This is a genomic window from Burkholderia sp. YIM B11467, assembly GCF_052952715.1.
Map to the genome: position 1 here is coordinate 575,291 of NZ_JBQVSQ010000002.1, position 20,888 is coordinate 596,178.

The window sequence follows — 20,888 nt, forward strand, 5'->3', positions numbered from 1 at the left end:
TCGGAATCATATCAAATGTGACGCTGCCCGGCCCCGGTCAGAACTGGTAATTCACCGACATGTCGAACACGCCGTTGGTCGACTGCTGCGTGATCGGGCTGCGCGCCGCGCGGCCGACGAGCTGTTCGATCGCGCCGTCGATCGTGACGAACCAGTGCTTGTTCACGAACCAGGCCATCGTCACGCCCGCGCCGACCGACTTGATCCCCGCGCCCGACGAATAGGCAGGCAGCCCCGAACGCGCGGCGGCGCCCTGGTTCACGCCGAACCAGCTGTTCATGTAGCGCGAATCGGCGAACGACACGGTCGGCCCCGCGAACCAGAAGAAATGCTCGTTGCTGCCCGGCAGCGGCATGTACGCGGAGAAATCGCCGACCCAGCCGTTCGAGCCGCCGATGCTGCGCCGGATATCCGCACGCAGCACGAGCGGAAATTCCTTCGAGATCACGTAATCGGCCGCCAGTTTCATCACCGGCGCCGCGTTGATGTTGTCGAGGCCGTTCAGGTGCTCGGTATCGTCGGCCGAACGACGCCCGAGGTCGTAACCGACGGACAGGCTTACGCGCCAGTTCGGCCCGCGCAGCACGTTCGCGCCGAGCCCCTCGCCCGTCGACAGGAAGAACAGGTCGCGATAGCGGATGTCGAGATTCGGGCCGCCCAACACGCGATAACGGTCGGAGCCCGCATAGCGCGGCTGCAGCGTCATCGCGGCGCCCACGCTGATATCCCAGGTGGAAATGTTCGGGTCGTACAGTTTCTCGAGCGGCACGCCCGCCGAGTATTGCCACTCGCCGAGCGGCGAAGGCGTCTGCGCCGACGCGTCGCGGGCGCCGGCCGCGGCGAGCGCCGCGCAGGCCGACAGGCCGGATACGAACCGGCGTGCGCCGGGTGACAGCAACGGGCAATCAACAGTCATCACGGCGGTCTCCGTCGGTTGCGCGAAACGAACCTGAGGGAAAGCGCGTCGCGCCTCCTCGGCGGCACCAATTGGCAGCCTGCGGCGCGAACGTAGCATGCGCTGAATTAACGAACATCCTACGCGACGCGCGCGCAGACGCAAAGCGCCCGCTGTGCACGGGCACCTTGCCGTACTTCGGAACGAACCGGTAACGCGTGATGGAATCGGAGGCGTTCGACGTGATAGTCGCGAATTCGCCGCCGCAACCGTTCGCGTCGTAACGTATCCTTTTCGTGGATGGATGCATCACGATGTCCTCTCCGTTTCAGCGGCGCGCAGGCATCGAGCGGCCGATGCCGGGCAGGCACGGCGCTCGCGCGCTGCATCACCGACAAGGAGGTTCGACCATGAACGTTCACGTCCCCGGCCGCCGCGACGCCGTGTCACCGGCTGCCGGACTGTTCCGGCTCGCCACGTCGCGCCCGCCACCCGAAGACAAGACGGAAGAACGAATCGACGAAGGGCTCGAGGAGTCGTTTCCGGCCAGCGACCCGCCCGCCGTCGGCGGCGCGACCCGTATCGACCCCGCCAAGCCGGCTGACAAGCACGAACGTCGCGCGCCGCACGTCCCGCCCCCGCCCCGCGATCAGGGCTGACGGCGGTACCCGGCCCGTACAGCGTTTCATCGCGGCGACGCTGTGCCACTTCGACGGCAACGAGCCGCGCGACGAAGGCGCTTGGGATCAACGCTCTGCAACCGGCTTGCGTCGATTCGCGACAACGGCCGCTCCTGACCGGCGCGGCCGCGTCCTGCGCGGGTCGCGTCACGCGACCTTGAACCGCCCGACCGTGGTCGCCAGCGCGTTTGCCTGCGATTGCAGCGCGGTCGCGGCGGCGGTCGACTGTTCGACGAGCGCCGCGTTCTGCTGCACCATTTCGTCGAGCTGCGTGACCGCGCGATTCACCTCCTGGATGCCGCGCGTCTGTTCGTTCGCCGCGTGCGTGATCTCGGAGATGATCGTCGTCACGTTCGACACGTTGGAGACGATCTCGCGCATCGTGTCGCCGGCCTGGCGCACCTGCCCGGACCCGGCCGACACGCTCGCGACCGTCGATTCGACCAGCACCTTCACTTCGCGCGCGGCCTGCGCGCTGCGTTGCGCGAGGCTGCGCACTTCTTGTGCGACGACCGCGAAACCGCGACCCTGCTCGCCCGCGCGCGCCGCTTCGACGGCCGCGTTCAGCGCGAGGATGTTGGTCTGGAACGCAATGCCGTCGATCACGCCGATGATGTCGCCGATCCGGCCCGACGCCTCCTCGATCTTCTCCATCGTCGCGACGACGTCCGACACGACCACGCCGCCGTGCGACGCGATCCGCGACGCGGCCGCCGCGCGTTCGTCGGCCTGACCGGCCGCCGCGGCCGACTGGCCGACCGTCGCGGTGATCTCTTCCATCGACGCAGCCGTTTCCTCGAGGCTCGCCGCCGCCGATTCGGTGCGCGACGACAAATCCTGGTTGCCTGCCGCGATCTCGTTCGCGGCCGTGCGCACCGATTCGCTCGCGTCGCGGATCTGGCGCATCACGTCGTTCAGCTTGTCGACGAAGCTGTTGAACGAGCGCGCGATGTCGGCGACTTCGTCGCGGCCATCGGCCGGCAGGCGCTGCGTCAGGTCGCCGGCGCCCGAGCCGATCGCGGCCATCGCCTGGCGCACCTGCGACAGGCGGCGGAACGCGGTCGCGGTGATCGCGCCGATGATCAGCGACGCGACGCCGACGATCACGACCAGCGTGATCAGCGACGCGGTCAGCAGCGAGCGCATTCCGGCCGTCGCTTCGGCTTTGTCGAGCAGCACCAGCGCATACCAGTCGGTGCCTGGCACGGGCCGTGCGCGCACCAGCTTCGCTTCGCCGCCGACGCTCACCTCGACGGGCGCATTCGCCGCCGCGACCGACGCGGCACCCATCGCGCCGAGCTCGGGCGACACGTCGGCGACCGCCTTCAGCGTGAGCTTCGGGTCCGGGTGCGCGACGATGTGGCCGTTGCTGTCGATCAACATCCCGAAGCTCGCCGGCGTCGGGCGGATCGATTTCACGTTGGCGATCACGCTGTCCATCGCGACGTCCGCGGCGACGACGCCCTTCAGCGAGCCGTCGCGCAGAATCGGCACCGCGAACGTGACCACGAGGTTGCCCGTGCCGGCGTCGACGTAAGGCGGCGTGACGACCGGTTTGCCGGCCTGCGCGGCCTGCTTGTACCACGGGCGGCCGGTCGGGTCGTAGTCGGGCGGAATGCCGGTCGGGTCGGAGAAGCGGAACGCCTTGTCGGCATAGCCCGCGTAGACGTTCGTGAAGCCGCCGGCCGCGGCCATCTGCTTGAACACCGGCAGCGGATCGGGCGCCAGCGCGGCATCCTGCAGCGATGCGATCATCCGGCTCCGGGTGGCGACCCAGTCGGCGATCCCGACCACGTGGCCGCTCGCGACGGAGGTCAGGTTGCGGTCGATCGCGTCGTCGTTGTACGAGTGTGCAATGAAATAGTTGATCAGCGTGGTGGCGACGAGCGCGAATACGACGATGGCGACGCACGCGGCGAGGATGCGGGCGCGGATGGACGAGAGCATGGCAACGACTCGGTAAGGGAGCGCGAACGCCCGGTGGACGAATTCACCGGGTAAACGGCAATCGCGCCACATACTTGAGGCCGTTGTGACAATTCAGTGAAACGTATGACGAAAGGCGCCGACGACTGTCGGCATATCGTCAGGATGGTTGCGCCCGGCTGACGCCCCGCGCGAAGGCTGCCGAGCGCGGCAACCTGCGTGCGGGAAGCACCGGCGTTTCGGGGCGGCCGGTTCGTCGTCGGCCGCCTGCATGAAGGTCGAGCGGGATCCGGCCGCGGCGCGGCGACGGAACGGGTAACGCCCACGGCGTCAGCCGCGGCGAGCGCCCGTCACAGACGATGGCTCGGGCGTGGATCGGATTCCGTGGGCGGCGCACCGGCCGGCGTGTCGTTGTCGACGAGATCGCCCTGCTGGCGCATGCGTTCGCGCAGGTGCCGGATCGCGAACACATGGATGTAGTCGTGCACGCGCGCGCCGGACGACAACACGCGCACTTCGTCGTCGAGCATCGCGCGCAACTGATCCGCGTCGATCGCACGCTGTTCGGCGGCTTCCTTGAGTGAATCGAGCAAATTGTCCTTGGACATCGACGGACTCCTGACGGTCGAGGAACGAAAAGATGACGGTACCGGAAGCTTAAAGACTGGACGGCCGCGCGGCGTGCGATGCGCCGGCGTGTATTTGCGCGCGATCAACGGCACGTTGCGTGCCGCCGTGCCGATCCGTCCCCGGACCGGCCGCGCATGGTTCGCGGCGCAAACTGCCCGCGAACGAGACTGGAAACCCTGCCACGCCACCCCGGGGCGCGGCACCGGCTGACGGGCGAGCGGTGGAACGCCGCGCGACGCCGATTCAGTGGGGAACTTAGACTGGCCGAAATCATGCGTCAAGCGACGTCCGACGCACGCCGTTCATTCGTCGGAACGAATGCGCCGGGTCGCCGCCGCACCGGCCGATCGGCCGCCGCGCGTGTCAGCGGATTCCGATACGCGCCGCGCAATACCTGACAGCGACTTCAGCGCGCGCCGCTTGGCAGCGCGCTCTCGACGCACGATACTGGCTACATGAACGAAACGTTCATACCGGGTCATCGCTCAGCCGGCCGTCGAGCCGGCATGCGGGGTCCGGCGCAGGAGACCAACCATGAAAAAACATCGCAATATTCCGGGCCGGGACGGCCAGCGGCGCGCGACGTGCAACGCGCGTGCCCTGCCCGCCCGGGCCGAGTCGGACGGCAACCGCCCGGCCGACGATCTCGACACCTTGCTCGCGCTCGCACGAGAAGCCGGGCTGCTCGTCACGCTGGACGGGCAGATCGGCCGCGAAAAATACCAGAGCGTCGCGGGATCGCTACTCTCGCTGCAACGGTTCGCCGCCGCACTTCGCGCGCGGGCCGCAGCCGACGCGCCGGCCGTTTCGGAGCCTCGCCGCAAGGCGCGCCCCGGCTGGCCGCACGCGAACCGTCTGCGCAACCGTACGTGCAGCGTGTGTGCGCCGCTGCATGCCATGCGTCAACACCCGCGTGTCCGCCGTGGCGCCGCCCGTCGGCACGACCTGCGGTCGATTCCTCGCATCACTTGAGCGTGCAGGCAGCCAGCACGGCACGAGGCCGTGTCATGGCTGCATCCCGCACTCTCCTCTGCAACGCCTGCCACGTGCCGCGCACGGACGGCAGCGCCACACACGCCGCGCAACTCGGCGGCATGCACAACGATTCCTGCGAAGAAAGAAAGCTGACGGGGCCAACAACATAAATGGGGAAAGCGGACGGGGTGACTTGCACCCCGCCCGTCCTCCAAGGCAGCCGGTGGCTGCCTACCCTCGTGCCAGAGAGTTCTCGGTCGGATGACGCGCCATTCGATGCATGGCACGGCTCCGGAAGTGATGTGATCGCTGCTCGCGCTCATGCGTGGCTGTCGTTACGCATGCACGACAGACCGACTGCGTCGCCGGATGTTCCGTCAATGTCTCACGCGATAAACACGCCATTTCTGACGCAAGTCAACTCAAGCCCGCTTTGCGCTCGACACCGCGCGATTCACTCGTCCCCGCGCACGAGCAGCACCGGCACTTGCGCGAGGTGCGCAACACGGCGCGCGACGCTGCCGATCAGCCAGGCGGCGAGGCCGCGCCGGCCATGCGTGCCGACCACCAGCAGCTCCGCACGCCAGTGCACGGCGTCGCGCATCAGCGCATGGGCCACGTCGTCGCTCGTCGGGCGGGTCTCGACGACGCCGCGCTTGGTCGGGTTCCCGGTCGCATGAAACAGCGGGCCGATCTTCGCGAGCGCATCCTCGCCCTCCGCGCGGTACGCATCCTCGAGCGCGCGCACCGGCACGATATCGGTCAGACGAACCGCGCGATCGATCACGTACGCTGCGTACAGCAACGTCGTCGGCGCCGCGAAGCCGAGCCCGACGCGCACTGCGTGCAGCGACGGTTCGCTGCCGTCGACCGCGAACATCAGCCGCTGCAGCGTGCCGTCCGACGGTCGCGCATAGGTGGCCGGCACGATCAGCAGCGCACAGCGCGCGCGCGTCGTCAGCGTGTCCGACACCGCGCCTTCGACGAGCCTCAGCAGCCCGTGATGCGGATTCGCGCCGACCATCAGCACGTCCGCGTGCCACGCCGATGTGTCGTTCACCAACGCATCGGCGACCGAGCCGCCCGTGACCGACGTATCGACGATGGTCTGCTCGACTTCGATACCGCTGTCGGCGAACAGCGCCGCGATTCGCGCGTTGATGGCGTGCGCGTCTCCGATCATGTCCTCGCGCGCGGACGTCAGCAGCGCGTCGATGCGCGGGATGTCGGGCAGCACGAGACGCGGATTGTCGATTGCGCAGATGATGCGCAACCGCATGCCGGGACGCAGCAGCGTGCGCGCATAGCGCGCGGCGGACAGCGATTCGGGCGTCGGATCGACGGCCAGCGCGATCCGCGCGAGTGTCGGGATGGACTGGGCAGGCTGCATGGCGAAGGCCTCCGTGCGTGCGCGTCGCCGCGGAACGATGACGGGAACTTCGCGCGGAAGCGGCGCGCGGCGGCCGGACAGCCGCCGCGGTCGCAGGGATCGGCGGGTAGCCACGCGAAGCGCGGACAAGCGATTTGTTCAGCATAGGACGTCCGGCCCGCGCACGCATGATCGCGATCAACGATCGCGCGGCCCCTGCCCGCGCCGCTTACGACTTAGTCGCCACCGATGCCGCCGGCCGGTTCGCGTAGAACAGCGCATACGCGATGCCGAGCAGCACGATCCATACCGGCCCGATCACGAGCGCGATGCGCGTATCGGGCGTGAATGCCATCAGCACGACGACCAGCGCGAGAAACCCGAGCGCAACGTACGAACCGAGCGGATAGAACGGCACGCGGATCGGCAGGCGCGCGATCTTGTCGGCCGACAGCGTGCGGCGAAAGCGCATCTGCGCGATCAGGATCACGCACCATGTCCAGATCGCGCCGAACGTCGACACCGACGTGAGCCACGTGAACACGTGCTGCGGCGCGAGATAGTTGAGCAGCACGCCGATCAGCAGCAGCGCGACTGACACGATCACGCCGTACACCGGCACGCCGTTGCGGTTCACGCGGCCGAGCTTGCTGGGCGCCTGGCCCTGCTGCGCGAGGTTGTAGAGCATCCGCGCGGTGCTGAACAGGCCGCTGTTGCACGACGACAGCGCCGCGGTCAACACGACGAAGTTGATGATGCCGGCGGCGGCCGGAATGCCGAGCCGCGAGAACGTCATCACGAACGGGCTGCCCTGCGTGCCGATCTGGTCCCACGGATAGAGCGACATGATCACGAACAGCGCGCCGATGTAGAAAATCAGCACGCGCCAGAACACCGAGTTCACGGCCTTCGTCAGCGATTTCTCCGGGTTGCGTGCCTCGCCGGCCGTGAGACCGAGCATCTCGACGCCGAGATACGCGAACATCACGATCGGCAGCGCGCCGATCACGCCGCCGATGCCGTTCGGCATGAAACCGCCGTGCGCCCACAGGTTCGAGATGCCGGTCGCGACACCGCCGTTACCGATGCCGAACGCGATCATCAGCCCGCCGCCGATGATCATCAGCACGATCGTGACGATCTTGATCAGCGCGAACCAGAACTCGAATTCGCCGTACAGCTTGACCGCGATGAAGTTCACCGAGCCCATCGCCATCAGCGCCGCGAGCGCCCAGATCCAGTTCGGTATGCTCGGGAACCACATGTGCATATAGACGCCGACCGCCGTGATTTCTGCCATGCAGGTGACGATCCACACGAACCAGTAGGTCCAGCCGGTCAGGTAGCCGGCGAGTGGGCCGAGGTAGTCGCGCGCGTAGCGGCTGAACGCGCCGGCGACCGGATTGGTGATCGCCATCTCGCCGAGCGCGCGCATGATCAGGAAGATTGCGATGCCGCCCAGCAGGTAGGTCAGCAGGATGGCCGGGCCGGCCGTGCGGATCGCGGTGGCCGAGCCGAGGAACAGGCCGACGCCGATCGTCGCGCCGAGCGCCATCAGGTTGATGTGCCGTTCTTCCAGCCCGCGGTGCAACTGGTCTTCTGGTTGTTTCAAGTTCGTCTCCTGGCAGCCGCGTGCGGGCCGCCATCATTGTGTCGATGTCAATGCGCGACCGTTCATGCCGATACTGGCAGCCGAAAACGAAATAATCCCCGCCGTCGATTTCCAAATGAGAAACGACTCGGATGTTGCGTCAATCCGATGGGAATCGCCGCGGATTATCCATATTTTCCGGAACAATCCGGAAAACGGATCGGGCCTTTCACGGAATACACCCGTGCGGCCCGTGCGACGCGGCTGTGCGCGTGACGGACGGCAACGGGATCAATCGTTTTCGGCGCGAACGAATGCGCGTCGAATGTGTGCAATCAAGCACACGCAATATGCAGGCGGGATTATAAGAATGATCAGACGTTTCACGCCAGCCGATTTTCGTAAAAATCGCACCGGGTGAAACGGATGGGGGAATTGAAATGCGCGCGACATCGCGCGCGCATTTATTTGGACAGCGTCGCGCGCACCGTATATTCGCCTTCGAGCGCCCCGTGTTCGGGACGCACGAAATAACGCGACGCATCGAGGTCGGCCGGCAGCGGCTCGACCGGGAAGCCGTGCTTCTCCCACGCATCGAGGCCGCCCTTCAGCGCCCGGATGTTGTGGATCATCTTCTTGCGCTGCATCTTCGCGATCAGGCGCTTGGCCGTGGCCTCGTTCGGGCACACGCAATAGACAACGATCGGCCGCTTCAGCAATTCCGGGTCGAGCAGGTCCGGCGAATCGAGATCGACCGGCACCGCGCCGGCGATCCGGTACGGCTCGCGCTCGCGAATCGCTTTCGGTCGTGCGTCGAAGATCAGTGGCGGCTCGTCCGACGTCATCATCTCGACCAGCTGCGGCGGCGAGATGCGCACCTGGGCGAGATAACGGCGGAACTGCACGCGACGCACCCAGCGGTACAGCAGGAACGTGATGAAGATCGCGAGGAACGCGTCGAGGATCGTGCCGCCGCTCGCGCGCACCCACAGCACGAACTGCACGATCTGGTCGTGAATGGCCGCGCCGCCGATCAGCCAGAACGCGGCCCACAGCGACGCGCCGGCCAGATCCCAGAACAGGAACACGCCGATGCCTATCGCGGTCGTGCCGAGCAGCGGCGCCGACACGAGGCCGAGGCCCGGCAGGAATTTGGACAGCACGAGCAGCGGCGCGCCGTATCTTTCGAATACGTTACGCGCGAAGCGCAGCGTCGTGTCGAGCGACAGCGAGAAGCGCACGAGGCCGTTCAGCAGGCGCCGGCCGCGCGTACGGCCCATGAAGAACCACAGCGAATCGGCGAGCATCGTCGCGCCGATCGCCGCCGCGAACATGCTGGTCCACGACGCCTGCCCCATTGCCGCCATCGTGCCGCCGAGAATCAGCATCGGCACGGCCGGCACCGGCACGCCGAGCTGCGTGATCAACACGCTCGCGAACACGGCCCAAGGGCCGAGCGACGATGGAATTGCAATCGGAAAGTGCCACACGGCGGCGCTCCTGGAAGACATGCGGGCCGTGCGACCGGGGGCGTCGGGACGGCTGCGCAACGGCCGCCGCGGCACGTCCGCAGCCGACCTTGTGCATGACGGGCATTCTAAACGGGTTTGGCCATAATCGCGCGGAACACACGCCGTCCGCGCGGGCTTCGGGCCGCTGCCTGCGCCGCTGTCGCGCTCACGCGTCCGGACGCGGCGCGAGCTGGGCGACGTGTTCCGCGTAGTCGGGAAACGCGGCGGCCAGCGTAGCCGGATCCGCCAGCTCGAATTCCGCGAACTCGAACCCCGGCGCAACCGTGCAGCCGACAAGCGCGACGTGCTCCGGCAACGCGCAGCGCGCGCCGAACCAGCATCCGGCCGGCACGACCGCCTGGAACACGGTGCCCGGATGCGTGAGCGGGTTGCCGAGCCGGTGGATCGTCAGCCCGTCGCGCTCGTCGAGCACCCACACTTCGATCGGATCGCCCGCGTAGAAATGCCAGACCTCGTCGGAACGGATCCGGTGCCACGACGAATAGGCGCCGTCGCACAGCAGGTAGTAGATCGCGGTCGACGCGGCGCGCGGCGCGCCGTCGGCCGGCCGCACGACGGCATCGGTCGCGCGGTAGGTTTCGCGGAAATAGCCGCCCTCGGGGTGCGGCTGCAGATTGAACTGGCGAATCAGGTCGGCGGCGGAAATCGGCATGGCGGATGACGTCGGTAAGGTAAGGAACCGGGCATCCGGCGTACGGCCCCGTTCATCGCGGATGCGACCGGGTCGGCTACTGACGGATGCCGCGGCGTCGATCGCCGCGGCCATGCACGCGGCGAAGAAGCGGACACCGGTCGATGCTGCCAGAACTGCGTGTCGGGATGCAACCGCGGGTGCGCAAAAACGCCCATGCGTGCGCATCCGGGGCGCCCTCATCCCGACGACGCATGCGTCGAACGCGACAGGCGCACTCGCGCGCGGTGCGCCGATCGGCGCGTCGCGCGTTTCATCACGCAGACATCCGGCGAACGCGAGCGGCAGTCCCCTGCCCGCGATCGCTGATGCGTCAGCGCCTCACCGCGTGCATCACGCGGCCGTCGGCGCGGCCGGCTCGTCGTGCCGCACCAGCAGCACGGGCCGGTCGGCCGCGCGCAGCAGCGATTCCGCGACGCTGCCGAGCAGCAGCCGGCGCAGCCCGTGCCGCCCGCTCGTGCCCATCACGATCAGGTCGGCGTCGGCTTCAGCCGCCGTGCGCATCAGCACCGTGGCGACGTCCTCGCCGTATGCGTCGAGCGCGCGCACGGAGCCCTGCACGTGCTGCTGCTCGAGCACCGCTTTCGCAGCGTCGAGCACCGGCGTCGCGGCAGCGGTGGCGGCCGCATCGCCATCGCGCTCGGCCGCGAAGCCCGCATCGACGTCGACGAGCTGCGGCCGATGCTCGACAACGTACGCGCAAGTGACCTCGCCACCGGACGCCGCTGCGATCCGGATCGCCTCGTTCAGCGCGAGACGCGCGCTCGGGCTGCCGTCGAGCCCGACGAAAATCCGCTTGTACATGGTCCGTCCCTCCGACCGGACACGCGTCGCGCGCTGCGCAACGGCGGCCCGTTACCGCAAGCCGACCCGGTGCCGACTTGCCTGCCGAACAGTCTGCTCCACGTGCCGACGCGCCTCTTGATGCGCGTCAAGCGCGGCCGGCACGCCCGCTGCTCCGCACCGCTTGCCGCATTTTCAGCTGACCCCATTACATAAAAAGTGTAAAACGCGCACAATTTCATCTTGAAAACAGACGTTGCACGCAGCCGGTGCGAGTTTTGCCCGGTTTTGCCGCGCTGCCCGAGTACCAAGGGCTGCCCCGACAACCGAATGACCATCGAATGACCGCCAGTGGAACCCCGACGCGTGATGCCCGAGGGCCCACGCGCCTCCAGATCATGTTACGCCAGCCGCTCGCGGCCGGCGTCGTTGCGCTGTGCGCCGGCGCGGTGCTGTCGCTCGGCGTCGCCCTGCTGGTGCGCGAGCAGTGGCAAGGCGCCGTCCGTACACGCTTCGAACGCCGCACGACGCACGTGACCGCGATGCTGCGCCACGAACTGCAGTCCGGCGTCGCCGTGCTCGAAGGCGCGCGCGGCGTGTTCAATCTCGTCCCGGACATGACGTCCGAGCAATGGCGCCGTTATGCGGAGACGCTCGATCTCGACAGCGGCCGCTCGCCGGTCCGGCAGATCGGCTATGTCCCGCTGCCGCCCGCGACGCGTAGCGCCCTCGCCGGCGCGAGACCGATGCCGGCGGGCGCGTTCGCGGCCGCGACGCTCAGCGCGCCCGCATCGAGTTCGTCGGTCGTACGCTTCGGCACGTCCGACGCCGCGCCGCTGGCGCGCGCGCTGCAGTCCGGCGACATCGCGCTCGGCGTCCACTCGGCCGACGACGACACATCCCGCGACGCGCGCACCCTCACGCTGTTCCTGCCCGTGACCACCTCGCCGCACGCGGCCGCCACACCGTCCGGCACGCGCGAAGCCGGCGCCGACGGGGTGCTGTTCGCGGCGCTGAGCCCGCGGCGCCTGGTCGAGCGCGCGCTCGACGCGGAACGCGGGATCGACCTGTGGATGACCGCCGGCGGCGATCGGCGCGCGATCGTCAGCGTCGAGACGACGACCGACGAGGCCTCGACGTCGCCCGACCTGTTGCGGCGCACCGAGGAACTGAATTTCGGCGGCACCGTGCTGACGCTCGCCTATTCCGCGGACGGCCGCCCGAGCGCGACCGGCGCGCAGCGCGCGGCCGGCACCGTGCTCGCCGCGGGGCTGATCGCGTCGTTCGCGTTCGCGGCGCTCGTCCATGCGCTGGTGCGCGGCCGGTCCGGCGCCGCGGCGGATGCCGGCGCGAGCAGCCGCGGCATCCTCAACGAGGCGCGGATGATGGGCATCATCCGCTCGTCGATGGAAGCGATCATCACGATCGACGAGAAGCAGACGGTCGTGATCTTCAATCCGATGGCCGAGCAGGTGTTCGGCGTGTCCGCGATGGAGGCGATCGGCGCACCGCTGTCGCGCTTCATCCCCGAACGGTTCCGCGCCGCGCACGCGAAGCACGTCGACCAGTTCGGCGTGACGGGCGTTTCCGAGCGGCAGATGGGCCGCCAGCGCGTGCTGTTCGGGCTGCGCGCCAACGGCGAGGAATTTCCGATCGAGGCATCGATCTCGCAGATCCGCGATGCGTCGGGCAAGCTCTACACGGTGATGCTGCGCGACATCACCGAGCGGCTGCGTGCCGAGAACGCGCTGAAGCGGTCGCGCGAGGAATTGCGCGAACTGTCGGCGAACCTGCAGAACGTGCGGGAGGAAGAAAAAACCCGCATCGCGCGCGAACTGCATGACGATCTCGGCCAGCAACTGACCGCGCTGAAGATGGACCTGTCGGTCGTCGAGCAGCAGTTGCGCGTGCCCGGCCGCGCACAACCCGACGAGGACGTGCAGTCGCACCTGCAAGGCATGCGGCGGCTGATCGACGCGACGGTCGCATCGGTTCGGCGCATCGCGGCCGACCTGCGGCCCGTGATGCTCGACGATCTCGGCCTCGTGCCCGCGATCGAATGGCTCGCGAACGATTTCACGAACCGCTACGGGATCGATGTCGAGCGTCACGTCGAAACCGGCGGCCTCACCTTTACCAGCGCGGGCGCAACCACGCTGTTCCGCATCGTTCAGGAAGCGCTGACGAACGTCGCGCGCCATGCGGATGCGACGCGCGTCGCGCTGCGGCTCGACGTCGAGGAAGGCTTCTGCGTGTTACGCGTCGCGGACAACGGCCGCGGCGCGGCGCCCGGCGGTCCGGCCCACGAGGACAAATCGTTCGGCCTGATCGGCATTCGCGAACGCGCACACATGCTGGGCGGCACCGTGACGATCGACACCGCGCTCGCGCGCGGTTTCTCGATTACCGTGTCGTTTCCGCTCAGTACCGTTCAACAGGAATCGCTTATCTCATGATCAAGGTGCTCATCGCCGACGACCACACGCTCGTACGTGACGGTCTACGACACATCCTCCAGAACGCCACCGGATTCGAGGTGGCCGGAGAAGCCTGCGACGGCCCGTCGACGATCGCGCTCGTGCGTTCGACGCCCGCGCAGGTGCTCGTGCTCGACCTGTCGATGCCGGGCCGCAACGGCGTCGAACTGATCAAGCAGATCAAGGACGAGAAGCCCGCGCTGCGCGTGCTCGTGCTGACGATGCATGCGGAACAGCAATACGCGGTGCGCGCGTTCCGTGCGGGTGCGTCGGGCTATCTGACGAAGGAAAGCGCGAGCGCCGAGCTGGTCGGCGCGGTGACCAAGGTGGCGTCGGGCGGCGTCTACGTGAGCCTCGCGATGGCGGAGCAGTTCGCGCAGAGCCTGAACGAGCCGGCCGAGACGTTGCCGCACCAGCGGCTGTCCGACCGCGAATTCGACGTGTTCCGGCGGATCGCCGCCGGCCAGACGCTGACCGAGATCGCGCAGGCGCTGTGCGTGAGCGCGAAGACGGTCAGCACCTACAAGACGCGGATCCTGGAAAAGATGCAGATGCCGCACGAAGCCGCGCTGGTGCGTTACGCGATGCGGCACAAGCTGCTCGACGAAACGGACGACGTGTAACGGACGATGCCCAGCAGCGGATCGCTGGATTGACCGGCCGCGACATTCGGCCGGTTGCACCGAGCGCGCCCGTTACTTGGCAGGCACCGGACACGCGAGGTCGCCTTCCTCGCAGGACAGATAACCCTTCAGCGTTTCGGTGCGCGCCTTCGTCAGATCGTCGAGGCAGGTCGACACGACCATCGGATACACGCTGCCGCCCTCGGCGTTCGCGCTGGAGAAATTGCATTCGGCATCGCGGTACGCGATCCACGCGCGCTGCGCATTCACCAGTTTGTCGGCAAGCGGCCGTGCATCGCGCAGGCGCGCGGTGACGGCCTGGTAGGCCCGGTTCAACTCCCCGTCGGATTTCTTGTACGCGCGGTCGGCACATGCCGTCATCGCCGCCTGATCCGTCGCGTCCGCACAATTCGTCTGCGCATGGGCGACGTTCGCCGCCAGTGCCAGCGAGCACAGCAGACCGGTCAAGACACGCATGGATGCTCCTTGTTGTTCGTTGAGGTCGTGGAACCCGGTGCGGAGCCTGACGCCCCAGCCGCGCCTCGGCGCGCGGCGACACCGTCCGCGATGCTAGCGCACGCGCGATCGCTTGTCAGCCGGCATCATGCGCGCGCCGGCTTGCATATCGTTCACGCACGCCTACACTGGGAAAATCGATACGCCGCATCAGGCCCGTGCTATCGCATCCATCCCGTCTCCGCTTCCGCGCATTCCTCTGCGCATTTCGCGTTCGTGCCGCCGAGCGGGCGTGACGTTTGTTTCGTCAGCCGGTTTCCTCCGTCCTGCGCCACGCGCAATCGCCGTCGCTCTCTGGAGGAAATCATGAGCTATCACCTGGAAGGCCGTCTGCTCGAGGTCTGCAACTGTCGCGTACTGTGCCCGTGCTGGATCGGCGAGGATCCTGATTTCGGCGTGTGCGACACCATCGTCGCCTGGCATGTGGACAAGGGCACGGTCGACGGCGTCGACGTCGGCGGCAACACGATCGCCGCGGTGTGCCGCGTGCCGGGCAATATCCTGCAAGGCAACTGGACAGCCGCGATTTTTGTCAGCGACACGGCGTCCGAAGCGCAGGAGCAGGCGCTGCTCAAGGTCTACACAGGGCAAGCCGGCGGCCCGATCGCCGAGCTCGCGAAACTGATCGGTACGGTCGTGTCGATCGAGCGCGCACCGATCCGATTCGACGTCGAGGGCGCACGCGGCACACTGTCGATCGGCACCGACTACCACGCGGAACTCGAGCCGTACCTCGGCCCGAGCGGTGCACAGACGACGCTGACCGACACCGTCTTCTCGACCGTGCCCGGCGCCCCCGTGTTCGTCGGCAAAGCGCCCGTCTATCGATCGAAGAATGCGGCGATCGGCATCGACGTCGATCTGAAGAATCACAACGCGTTGCAGAGCACGTTCCTGTTCGACGCGTGAATCGCGGTCGCACGGAAACAGCCATGGCAGCGTCGCTGCACCGGCGCCTGTTTCCGCTTGTGCTCACGAGCCTCGTTGCATTCGCGTGGGTCACGTTGTGGGCGTGGACGCGCAGTCCGTACGGGCGTTATCTCGAGCACGGCGACGGCGACGCCTCCGCACCGTTCAGCGTGCTTTGTCGCGCGCTGCCGGGTGGCGCGCTATGGCTGCCGGCCGTGCTCGACGCGGCCGCCTGGACGCTGATGATTCTCGCGATGATGCTGCCGACGACGCTGTCGCTGTTCGACGCGTTCGCCCGCGTCGTCGCGAGCCGCCCCGACCAGACGCGCCTGCTCGCGCTCGTCGGCGTCGGCTACGTCGCCGCGTGGAGCGGCTTCGGCCTTGTCGCGCACGGCCTGCATGCCCTTGTGCTGACAGGCGTTGCGCACGTGCCGGCACTCGCGTGGCGCGGCTGGTTGATCGGCGCGGCCGTGTTCGCGCTCGCCGGCGCATTTCAGTTCAGCAGCCTGAAGGAACGCTGCCTGGACCGTTGCCGCACCCCTTTCAGTTTCGTGATCAGCCACTGGCGCGGTCGCGCGCCGCTGCGGCACGCGTTCGCGCTGGGCGCAAGCCACGGGCTCTTCTGCGTCGGGTGCTGCTGGGCGCTGATGCTGCTGATGTTCGTCGTCGGCGCCGGCAGTCTCGGCTGGATGCTGTCGCTCGCCGCGCTGATGTCCCTTGAAAAGAACGCGGCGTGGGGACGGCAACTCACGGCGCCGCTCGGCGCCGCGCTGTTCGGTGTGGCGGTGCTGATCGTCGCGAACCACGCGTGAGGCCCGCGATGCGCCCGCCCGCCTCCGTATTTGCGCTGCACCTACGGCCGGGCGTGCGGGTCGTCGCGCTGACGTCCGTCGCGATGCTCGCATTCGCGTCGAATTCGCTGCTGTGCCGGCTCGCGCTGCAGGCTGGGCGGATCGATGCGGCCAGCTTCGGCAGCGTGCGACTCGTGGCGGGCGCGCTCGTGCTCGCGATCATCGTGCGCACGAGTGCGCGACGGCCCGCGCCACCCGCGGACTGGCCCGCGGCGGCGATGCTGTTCGCCTATGTCGCATGCTTCTCGTTCGCGTATCTGACCGTCAGTGCGGCAACCGGCGCGCTGATCCTGTTCGGCGCGGTGCAACTGACGATGTTCGCGTGGGGATGGCGCGCCGGCGAACGGTTCGCCCCGGCGGGCTGGGCCGGCTTCGGCGTCGCGCTCGGCGGGCTGCTGTATCTCGTGTCGCCGGGGCTCGCGGCGCCGACGCCGCAAGGCGCCGCGCTGATGACCGTCGCCGGCGTTGCATGGGGTATCTATTCGATTCGCGGCCGCAAGCCTGCCGATCCGGTCGCGGCGACCGCCGGCAACTTCCTGCGTGCCGCACCGCTGGCGCTCGCGCTGAGCGCCGTGCTCGCCGCCCGCATCCACCTGACGCCGGCCGGCGTCGCGCTTGCCGTGCTTTCCGGTGCGCTCACATCAGGCCTCGGCTACGTCGTCTGGTATGCCGCGCTGCGGCACCTCACGGCCATGCGCGCCGCGGCGATCCAGTTGTCCGTGCCGCCGCTTGCCGCGTGCGGTGCCGTGCTGTTGCTGTCGGAACAGCCGACCTGGCGGCTTGCGCTTGCATCGGTCGCCATCCTCGGTGGCGTCGCGGCCGTGCTCGCGACCCGTGCCCGTCACGCGAGCACCGCGCGGTGACGCCAGGCAGGTGCACCACGTACACCCCGGCTCATTCGGGCGTGCAGAAACAAGCGTGTCATCTTCGGCGCGCTGCTCACGCGCGCCGCAAGATGTCCGCGACGGATTCGGCTGACGGCAATTCGTAGGTCCGCCAGATCAGCGCGCCAGCCCGGTCGACTATCTGGACCTGCGTGCTGTGATTGTCGAGCCCCGTGAGTCCGCCGCCAAACAACGCCTGCAATACGTCGACATCCTTCAGCTCCGGCGCGGCCGCGATCCAGCCCGGCCTCGCGTCAAAGCGTGCGAGCCACGCGCGCATCCGCGCGGGCGTGTCCTCGAGCGGACTGATGCTGAGCGACAGCAATTGCACGTCGGGGTGCCCGCGCGGCCCCAGCAATCCTTGCACGCGCTGGAACACGGCGCCCTGGATAGGACAGGTCGACGAACAACCGGTGAAAAATAGCTGCAATGCCGTCACCCGGCCGTTCAGCAGCGCGCGCAAACGGGTCGCGCGGCCGTCTGCCGTGTGTACCGGTACGTCCGGCACCGGTACCGGCGGCGTGACGCGCCCGCCGTGATAGCCGACGATCGGGACGGCGGGCGCCGAGCCGGGTCGCAGCGCCGCCAGCGCGAGCGCCGCCGTCAGCCACGCGCGCCGCCGACGGGCGTGCTCGTCCAGCGCACTCATGCCCCGCCTCCGTTCAAATATCGCCAGAGCGCCGTGCAGTCGCGTTCATTGAGCGTGTAGCGCGGCATCTCGACGTTGACGAGGACATAGGCCGGATCGAGGCCGGTGCGCAGCAGCGCGCAGAAGGCGTCGCGATCGTAGCGCGTCAGCGGGCCGCCGCGCCGGCCGCGCGGCGCAGTCAGCCAGTCGTGCGTGAGACGCGGCGCAAGCGAGTTCGGCACGGCTGGCCCCGCGCCCGCCGCATGGCAATTCGCGCAGCGCACCACGGGCGGCGGCAGGCTGTCCGGATGCGTCGACAGCCGCCCTTGCAGCGGCGCGGCGCCGTCGAAGAGTGCCTGACCGCGCGCGAGAGCGTCGCCGGCCGCGACGGCGCTCCCGCCGTACATCGCCGTGGCGACGCACGCGCCTGCCAGCCGCGCCGCCACGCGCCGCCCGAATCGGGGATGCGGTGTCACGAGATCTGCAACGACGTCGACACGCTCGGCACGCCGTTCGCGTCGAGCGCGAACAGCATGTAATAGCCGGGCAGCACCACGCCGGCATCCGACGGGATCGCGAGCCGGTACGATGTCCCGCTCGCATTGACGATGGACAGCGGAATGCGGCGCTGATCGTTGTTCGTCGTGTGCGTCACCGACGACAGGCGCATCAGCACGAATGACGCGACCGGACCGCGCGTCGCGACCTCGATCGATGCGCCGCGACTCGTCGCCGAAGGCGCGCTTGCGATTGCGGGGCGCGCGGCCGGCGAGCCATCGGCATTGAGCAGATAGGGCGGCGTGAGGATCTCCGCGTTCAGGTGATTGTTCACGCAACCGGTGCCGCACTGCCCGCCGCCGCCCGCGAACACGCGGCCGTCCGGCAGCAGGATCGCCGTGCTGTGATAGGTGCGCGGCGTCTGCATCGGCTTCAGCAGATTGAAGCGCTGGGTCTTCGGGTTCCAGATCTCCGGAACCATGATCGCCGTCGTGTCGGTGAACGGCATCGGCAGGCTCTGGCCGCCGATCATCACGATGCTGCCGTCCGGCAGAATGACGCTGTTCGCGAACGCGCGCTGGTAGGTCATCCCGTTCAGGCGTTGCACCGTGACCGGCTGGTTCGGTCCTCGCGTGATGTCGATCTGATAGACCGCATTCGATGCATAACTCGACGCGCTGCCGTTCTGCTGGTACGACTTCGCGCCACCGGCCTTCAGGATCTTGCCGATGTCGTATAGCGACGCCGTGCCGTTGATGCTGTAAGGATCGGCGCCGCGCGTGCCGGCGGACTGGATCGTGCCGCTGCCGTTGGTCGAGATCCAGTTCATCTGCGCACTCGGGCCGGCGTGGAACACGCTGCCGTTGCTCTGCGCGAACAGCCACAGGTGGTTATCGCCCCGATAGATGCCTTGCGGATCCGGACCCACGACGCCGGTTTCCGGCACGCCGGACAGCACCGTCCAGTTGGCGCCGTTCCAGACTTCCGCGCTTTTGCCACCCTGGCCGCCGCTCCACGAGCCGCCAAGCGTCAGCACCGAGCCATTCGACAGCAGTGTGTCGCCCTGATAGCCGCGCGGAATGTTCATCGTCGCCGATGCGCTCCACGTGTTGCTGTTCCAGTCGTACAGCGTCGTCTTCGGACTGCTGTCGCCGCCGTTCACGAGCAACCTGCCGTCGGACAGCAACGCCGTGCCCGGGCAGAACATGTCAGAGCCCGCGGACGTCTCCAGGAATTGCGTCGCCCGGTTCGTCGCGGGGTCGAACAGCGCTGTCTGCGTCTGCGTAGCCGTGTTGCCGACGTCGTTCTGGAAGCTGAAGGTCTGGTCCGCCGACCACATCACGAGCTTGCCGTTCGGCACGTTCGCAATGCCGATCGGATTGACCGGCAGCGGGATGACGGGACTCCACGCCGACGGCAGCGTAACCGGGAAACTCTGCGGCAGGCCAAGCGTGAACTGGTCGTTCAGCGCGGTCGCACCCTGGCACGGGTACTGGACCAGCGCAGCGCCGTCCGTGAGCGCGCCGCCGCTCACGTTCGCACACATGCCGCTCGCGACCGACACCAGCCGGTAGTTCGAGCCTGACGCGGCAGCGACGGTCCACTGGTCGTTCGTTTGCGCATCGCTTTGGCACGGATACTGGATCAACGGCGTGCCGCTCCCTCCCGTGCCGCCCGACACGTTCAGGCACTGCCCGGTGCGCTGGGACACGACGTGATAGCCACTGCCGGCCGGCAGCAGCGACCAGCCCGCGTTGCTCTGGGTCGAGCACGCGCCCTGCACGATCGCGGCGCCCGCATTGGTCGAATTGCCGCTGACCGTCAGACAACGGCCGCTGCTCGCTGACACGATGTTGGAGAATGCGGCGACCGGAAGATACAGGTTGAACTGGTCGTTCAGCGCGGTCGCGCCCTGGCACGGATACTGGATCAACTGTGCGCCCGATGCGCGCGAGCCGCCGTTGACGTTCAGGCACATGCCGCTCGAGACCGACACGATCCGGTAGCTTGCGCCGACGGCCGTGATGGTCCACTGGTCGTTGGTCAGGGTGTCGCCCTGGCACGAATACTGGATAAGCGGCGTGCCGCTGGCACGCGAGCCGCCCGGCACGTTCAGGCACAGGCCGCTGCCCTGCAACACGATGTGATAATTCGCGCCGACAGGCACGAACGACCACGTCGTGTTGCCCTGTCCCGCGCACGAGACCTGCACGACGCCCGCGCCGGAGGCGGCCGAGTTGCCCGCGATCGCGACGCACTGCCCGCTGTCCGCCGACACGATGTCGGAATAAGACGCCGTGACGGCCGCCGCGGCGCTCGACGGCAGCCACGCAACGAAAATCGACATGCACACGCACAAAAACGCCTGTCGCCAGGCAAGCCCAGACACTTGCATGATCCCCCCGTGGTCCCGTTTTAATTTCCGGTCGT

At 68.0% G+C, this 20,888-nt stretch carries 20 protein-coding genes; 8 read left to right on the forward strand and 12 right to left on the reverse strand.

The features are described 5' to 3' along the window. Positions 1-37: 37 nt before the first annotated feature. The gene (locus tag ACTRWB_RS09725) at positions 38-916 is read right to left on the reverse strand and encodes a MipA/OmpV family protein (protein ID WP_343493897.1); all 879 of its coding nucleotides are present in this window, start codon (positions 914-916) and stop codon (positions 38-40) included. A 389-nt stretch (positions 917-1,305) separates the two neighbouring features. Between ACTRWB_RS09725 and ACTRWB_RS09730 the strand changes: the two genes are divergently transcribed. Further along, positions 1,306-1,554 (forward strand): hypothetical protein, encoded by a 249-nt coding sequence (locus ACTRWB_RS09730; protein WP_446901745.1) that lies wholly within the window; start codon positions 1,306-1,308, stop codon positions 1,552-1,554. Positions 1,555-1,722: 168 nt separating this feature from the next. On the opposite strand, the gene ACTRWB_RS09735 is transcribed toward ACTRWB_RS09730, so the two are convergent. Beyond that, positions 1,723-3,522: a methyl-accepting chemotaxis protein gene (locus ACTRWB_RS09735; RefSeq protein ID WP_446901746.1), complete on the reverse strand. Its 1,800-nt coding sequence runs from the start codon at positions 3,520-3,522 to the stop codon at positions 1,723-1,725. 329 nt (positions 3,523-3,851) lie between these two features. Beyond that, complete coding sequence (locus ACTRWB_RS09740) at positions 3,852-4,109, reverse strand: DUF3562 domain-containing protein (protein ID WP_129514872.1); 258 nt, start codon at positions 4,107-4,109, stop codon at positions 3,852-3,854. Between ACTRWB_RS09740 and ACTRWB_RS09745 the strand changes: the two genes are divergently transcribed. Then, complete coding sequence (locus ACTRWB_RS09745) at positions 4,102-4,341, forward strand: hypothetical protein (RefSeq protein WP_446901747.1); 240 nt, start codon at positions 4,102-4,104, stop codon at positions 4,339-4,341. The two genes, ACTRWB_RS09740 and ACTRWB_RS09745, sit on opposite strands and share 8 nt — an antisense overlap. Before the next feature lie 324 nt (positions 4,342-4,665). Continuing rightward, the gene (locus ACTRWB_RS09750) at positions 4,666-5,103 is read left to right on the forward strand and encodes a hypothetical protein (protein ID WP_419689388.1); all 438 of its coding nucleotides are present in this window, start codon (positions 4,666-4,668) and stop codon (positions 5,101-5,103) included. A gap of 457 nt (positions 5,104-5,560) precedes the next feature. Here ACTRWB_RS09750 and ACTRWB_RS09755 read toward each other — a convergent pair whose 3' ends face one another. The 5 genes from ACTRWB_RS09755 to ACTRWB_RS09775 all read right to left on the reverse strand — a co-directional run bounded on the left by ACTRWB_RS09755 (position 5,561) and on the right by ACTRWB_RS09775 (position 11,093). Beyond that, entirely contained in the window at positions 5,561-6,496 is a 936-nt protein-coding gene (locus tag ACTRWB_RS09755) for a universal stress protein (RefSeq protein WP_446901748.1), read from the reverse strand. A gap of 208 nt (positions 6,497-6,704) precedes the next feature. Next, on the reverse strand, positions 6,705-8,087 hold the full coding sequence (locus ACTRWB_RS09760; RefSeq protein WP_446901749.1) for an amino acid permease: 1,383 nt from the start codon (positions 8,085-8,087) through the stop codon (positions 6,705-6,707). 443 nt (positions 8,088-8,530) lie between these two features. Continuing rightward, positions 8,531-9,556, reverse strand: coding sequence for a DedA family protein/thiosulfate sulfurtransferase GlpE (locus tag ACTRWB_RS09765; RefSeq protein ID WP_343493848.1), 1,026 nt, complete (start codon positions 9,554-9,556; stop codon positions 8,531-8,533). A 187-nt stretch (positions 9,557-9,743) separates the two neighbouring features. Then, on the reverse strand, positions 9,744-10,250 hold the full coding sequence (locus ACTRWB_RS09770) for a cupin domain-containing protein (protein ID WP_129514867.1): 507 nt from the start codon (positions 10,248-10,250) through the stop codon (positions 9,744-9,746). Between the two features lie 372 nt (positions 10,251-10,622). Then, positions 10,623-11,093, reverse strand: coding sequence for a universal stress protein (locus tag ACTRWB_RS09775; RefSeq protein WP_048244536.1), 471 nt, complete (start codon positions 11,091-11,093; stop codon positions 10,623-10,625). A 320-nt stretch (positions 11,094-11,413) separates the two neighbouring features. Between ACTRWB_RS09775 and ACTRWB_RS09780 the strand changes: the two genes are divergently transcribed. After that, on the forward strand, positions 11,414-13,528 hold the full coding sequence (locus ACTRWB_RS09780) for a PAS domain S-box protein (RefSeq protein ID WP_446901750.1): 2,115 nt from the start codon (positions 11,414-11,416) through the stop codon (positions 13,526-13,528). Further along, positions 13,525-14,172 carry a response regulator gene (locus tag ACTRWB_RS09785; RefSeq protein WP_006755659.1) on the forward strand — a complete coding sequence of 216 codons (648 nt, stop codon included), beginning with the start codon at positions 13,525-13,527 and terminating at the stop codon, positions 14,170-14,172. Before ACTRWB_RS09780 ends, ACTRWB_RS09785 begins: the two co-directional genes overlap by 4 nt. Before the next feature lie 72 nt (positions 14,173-14,244). Here ACTRWB_RS09785 and ACTRWB_RS09790 read toward each other — a convergent pair whose 3' ends face one another. Then, a complete protein-coding gene (locus ACTRWB_RS09790; RefSeq protein ID WP_446901751.1) occupies positions 14,245-14,649 on the reverse strand; it encodes a lysozyme inhibitor LprI family protein in 405 nt (134 codons plus the stop codon). A 345-nt stretch (positions 14,650-14,994) separates the two neighbouring features. On the opposite strand from ACTRWB_RS09790, the gene ACTRWB_RS09795 reads away from it, so the two are divergent. Genes ACTRWB_RS09795 through ACTRWB_RS09805 form a run of 3 tightly spaced genes read left to right on the forward strand, consistent with a single transcriptional unit; the run spans position 14,995 to position 17,311 of the window. Further along, positions 14,995-15,597 carry a DUF1326 domain-containing protein gene (locus tag ACTRWB_RS09795; RefSeq protein ID WP_048244541.1) on the forward strand — a complete coding sequence of 201 codons (603 nt, stop codon included), beginning with the start codon at positions 14,995-14,997 and terminating at the stop codon, positions 15,595-15,597. A gap of 23 nt (positions 15,598-15,620) precedes the next feature. Then, a complete protein-coding gene (locus ACTRWB_RS09800; protein WP_446901752.1) occupies positions 15,621-16,409 on the forward strand; it encodes a DUF2182 domain-containing protein in 789 nt (262 codons plus the stop codon). 8 nt (positions 16,410-16,417) lie between these two features. Further along, on the forward strand, positions 16,418-17,311 hold the full coding sequence (locus ACTRWB_RS09805) for a DMT family transporter (RefSeq protein ID WP_446901753.1): 894 nt from the start codon (positions 16,418-16,420) through the stop codon (positions 17,309-17,311). 76 nt (positions 17,312-17,387) lie between these two features. On the opposite strand, the gene ACTRWB_RS09810 is transcribed toward ACTRWB_RS09805, so the two are convergent. Genes ACTRWB_RS09810 through ACTRWB_RS09820 form a run of 3 tightly spaced genes read right to left on the reverse strand, consistent with a single transcriptional unit; the run spans position 17,388 to position 20,805 of the window. Continuing rightward, positions 17,388-17,981, reverse strand: coding sequence for an SCO family protein (locus tag ACTRWB_RS09810; protein ID WP_446901754.1), 594 nt, complete (start codon positions 17,979-17,981; stop codon positions 17,388-17,390). Continuing rightward, on the reverse strand, positions 17,978-18,394 hold the full coding sequence (locus tag ACTRWB_RS09815; protein WP_446902039.1) for a hypothetical protein: 417 nt from the start codon (positions 18,392-18,394) through the stop codon (positions 17,978-17,980). The genes ACTRWB_RS09810 and ACTRWB_RS09815 overlap by 4 nt, the downstream gene beginning before the upstream one ends. Before the next feature lie 38 nt (positions 18,395-18,432). Further along, a complete protein-coding gene (locus ACTRWB_RS09820) occupies positions 18,433-20,805 on the reverse strand; it encodes an RICIN domain-containing protein (RefSeq protein WP_446901755.1) in 2,373 nt (790 codons plus the stop codon). Between the last annotated feature and the right edge of the window lie 83 nt (positions 20,806-20,888).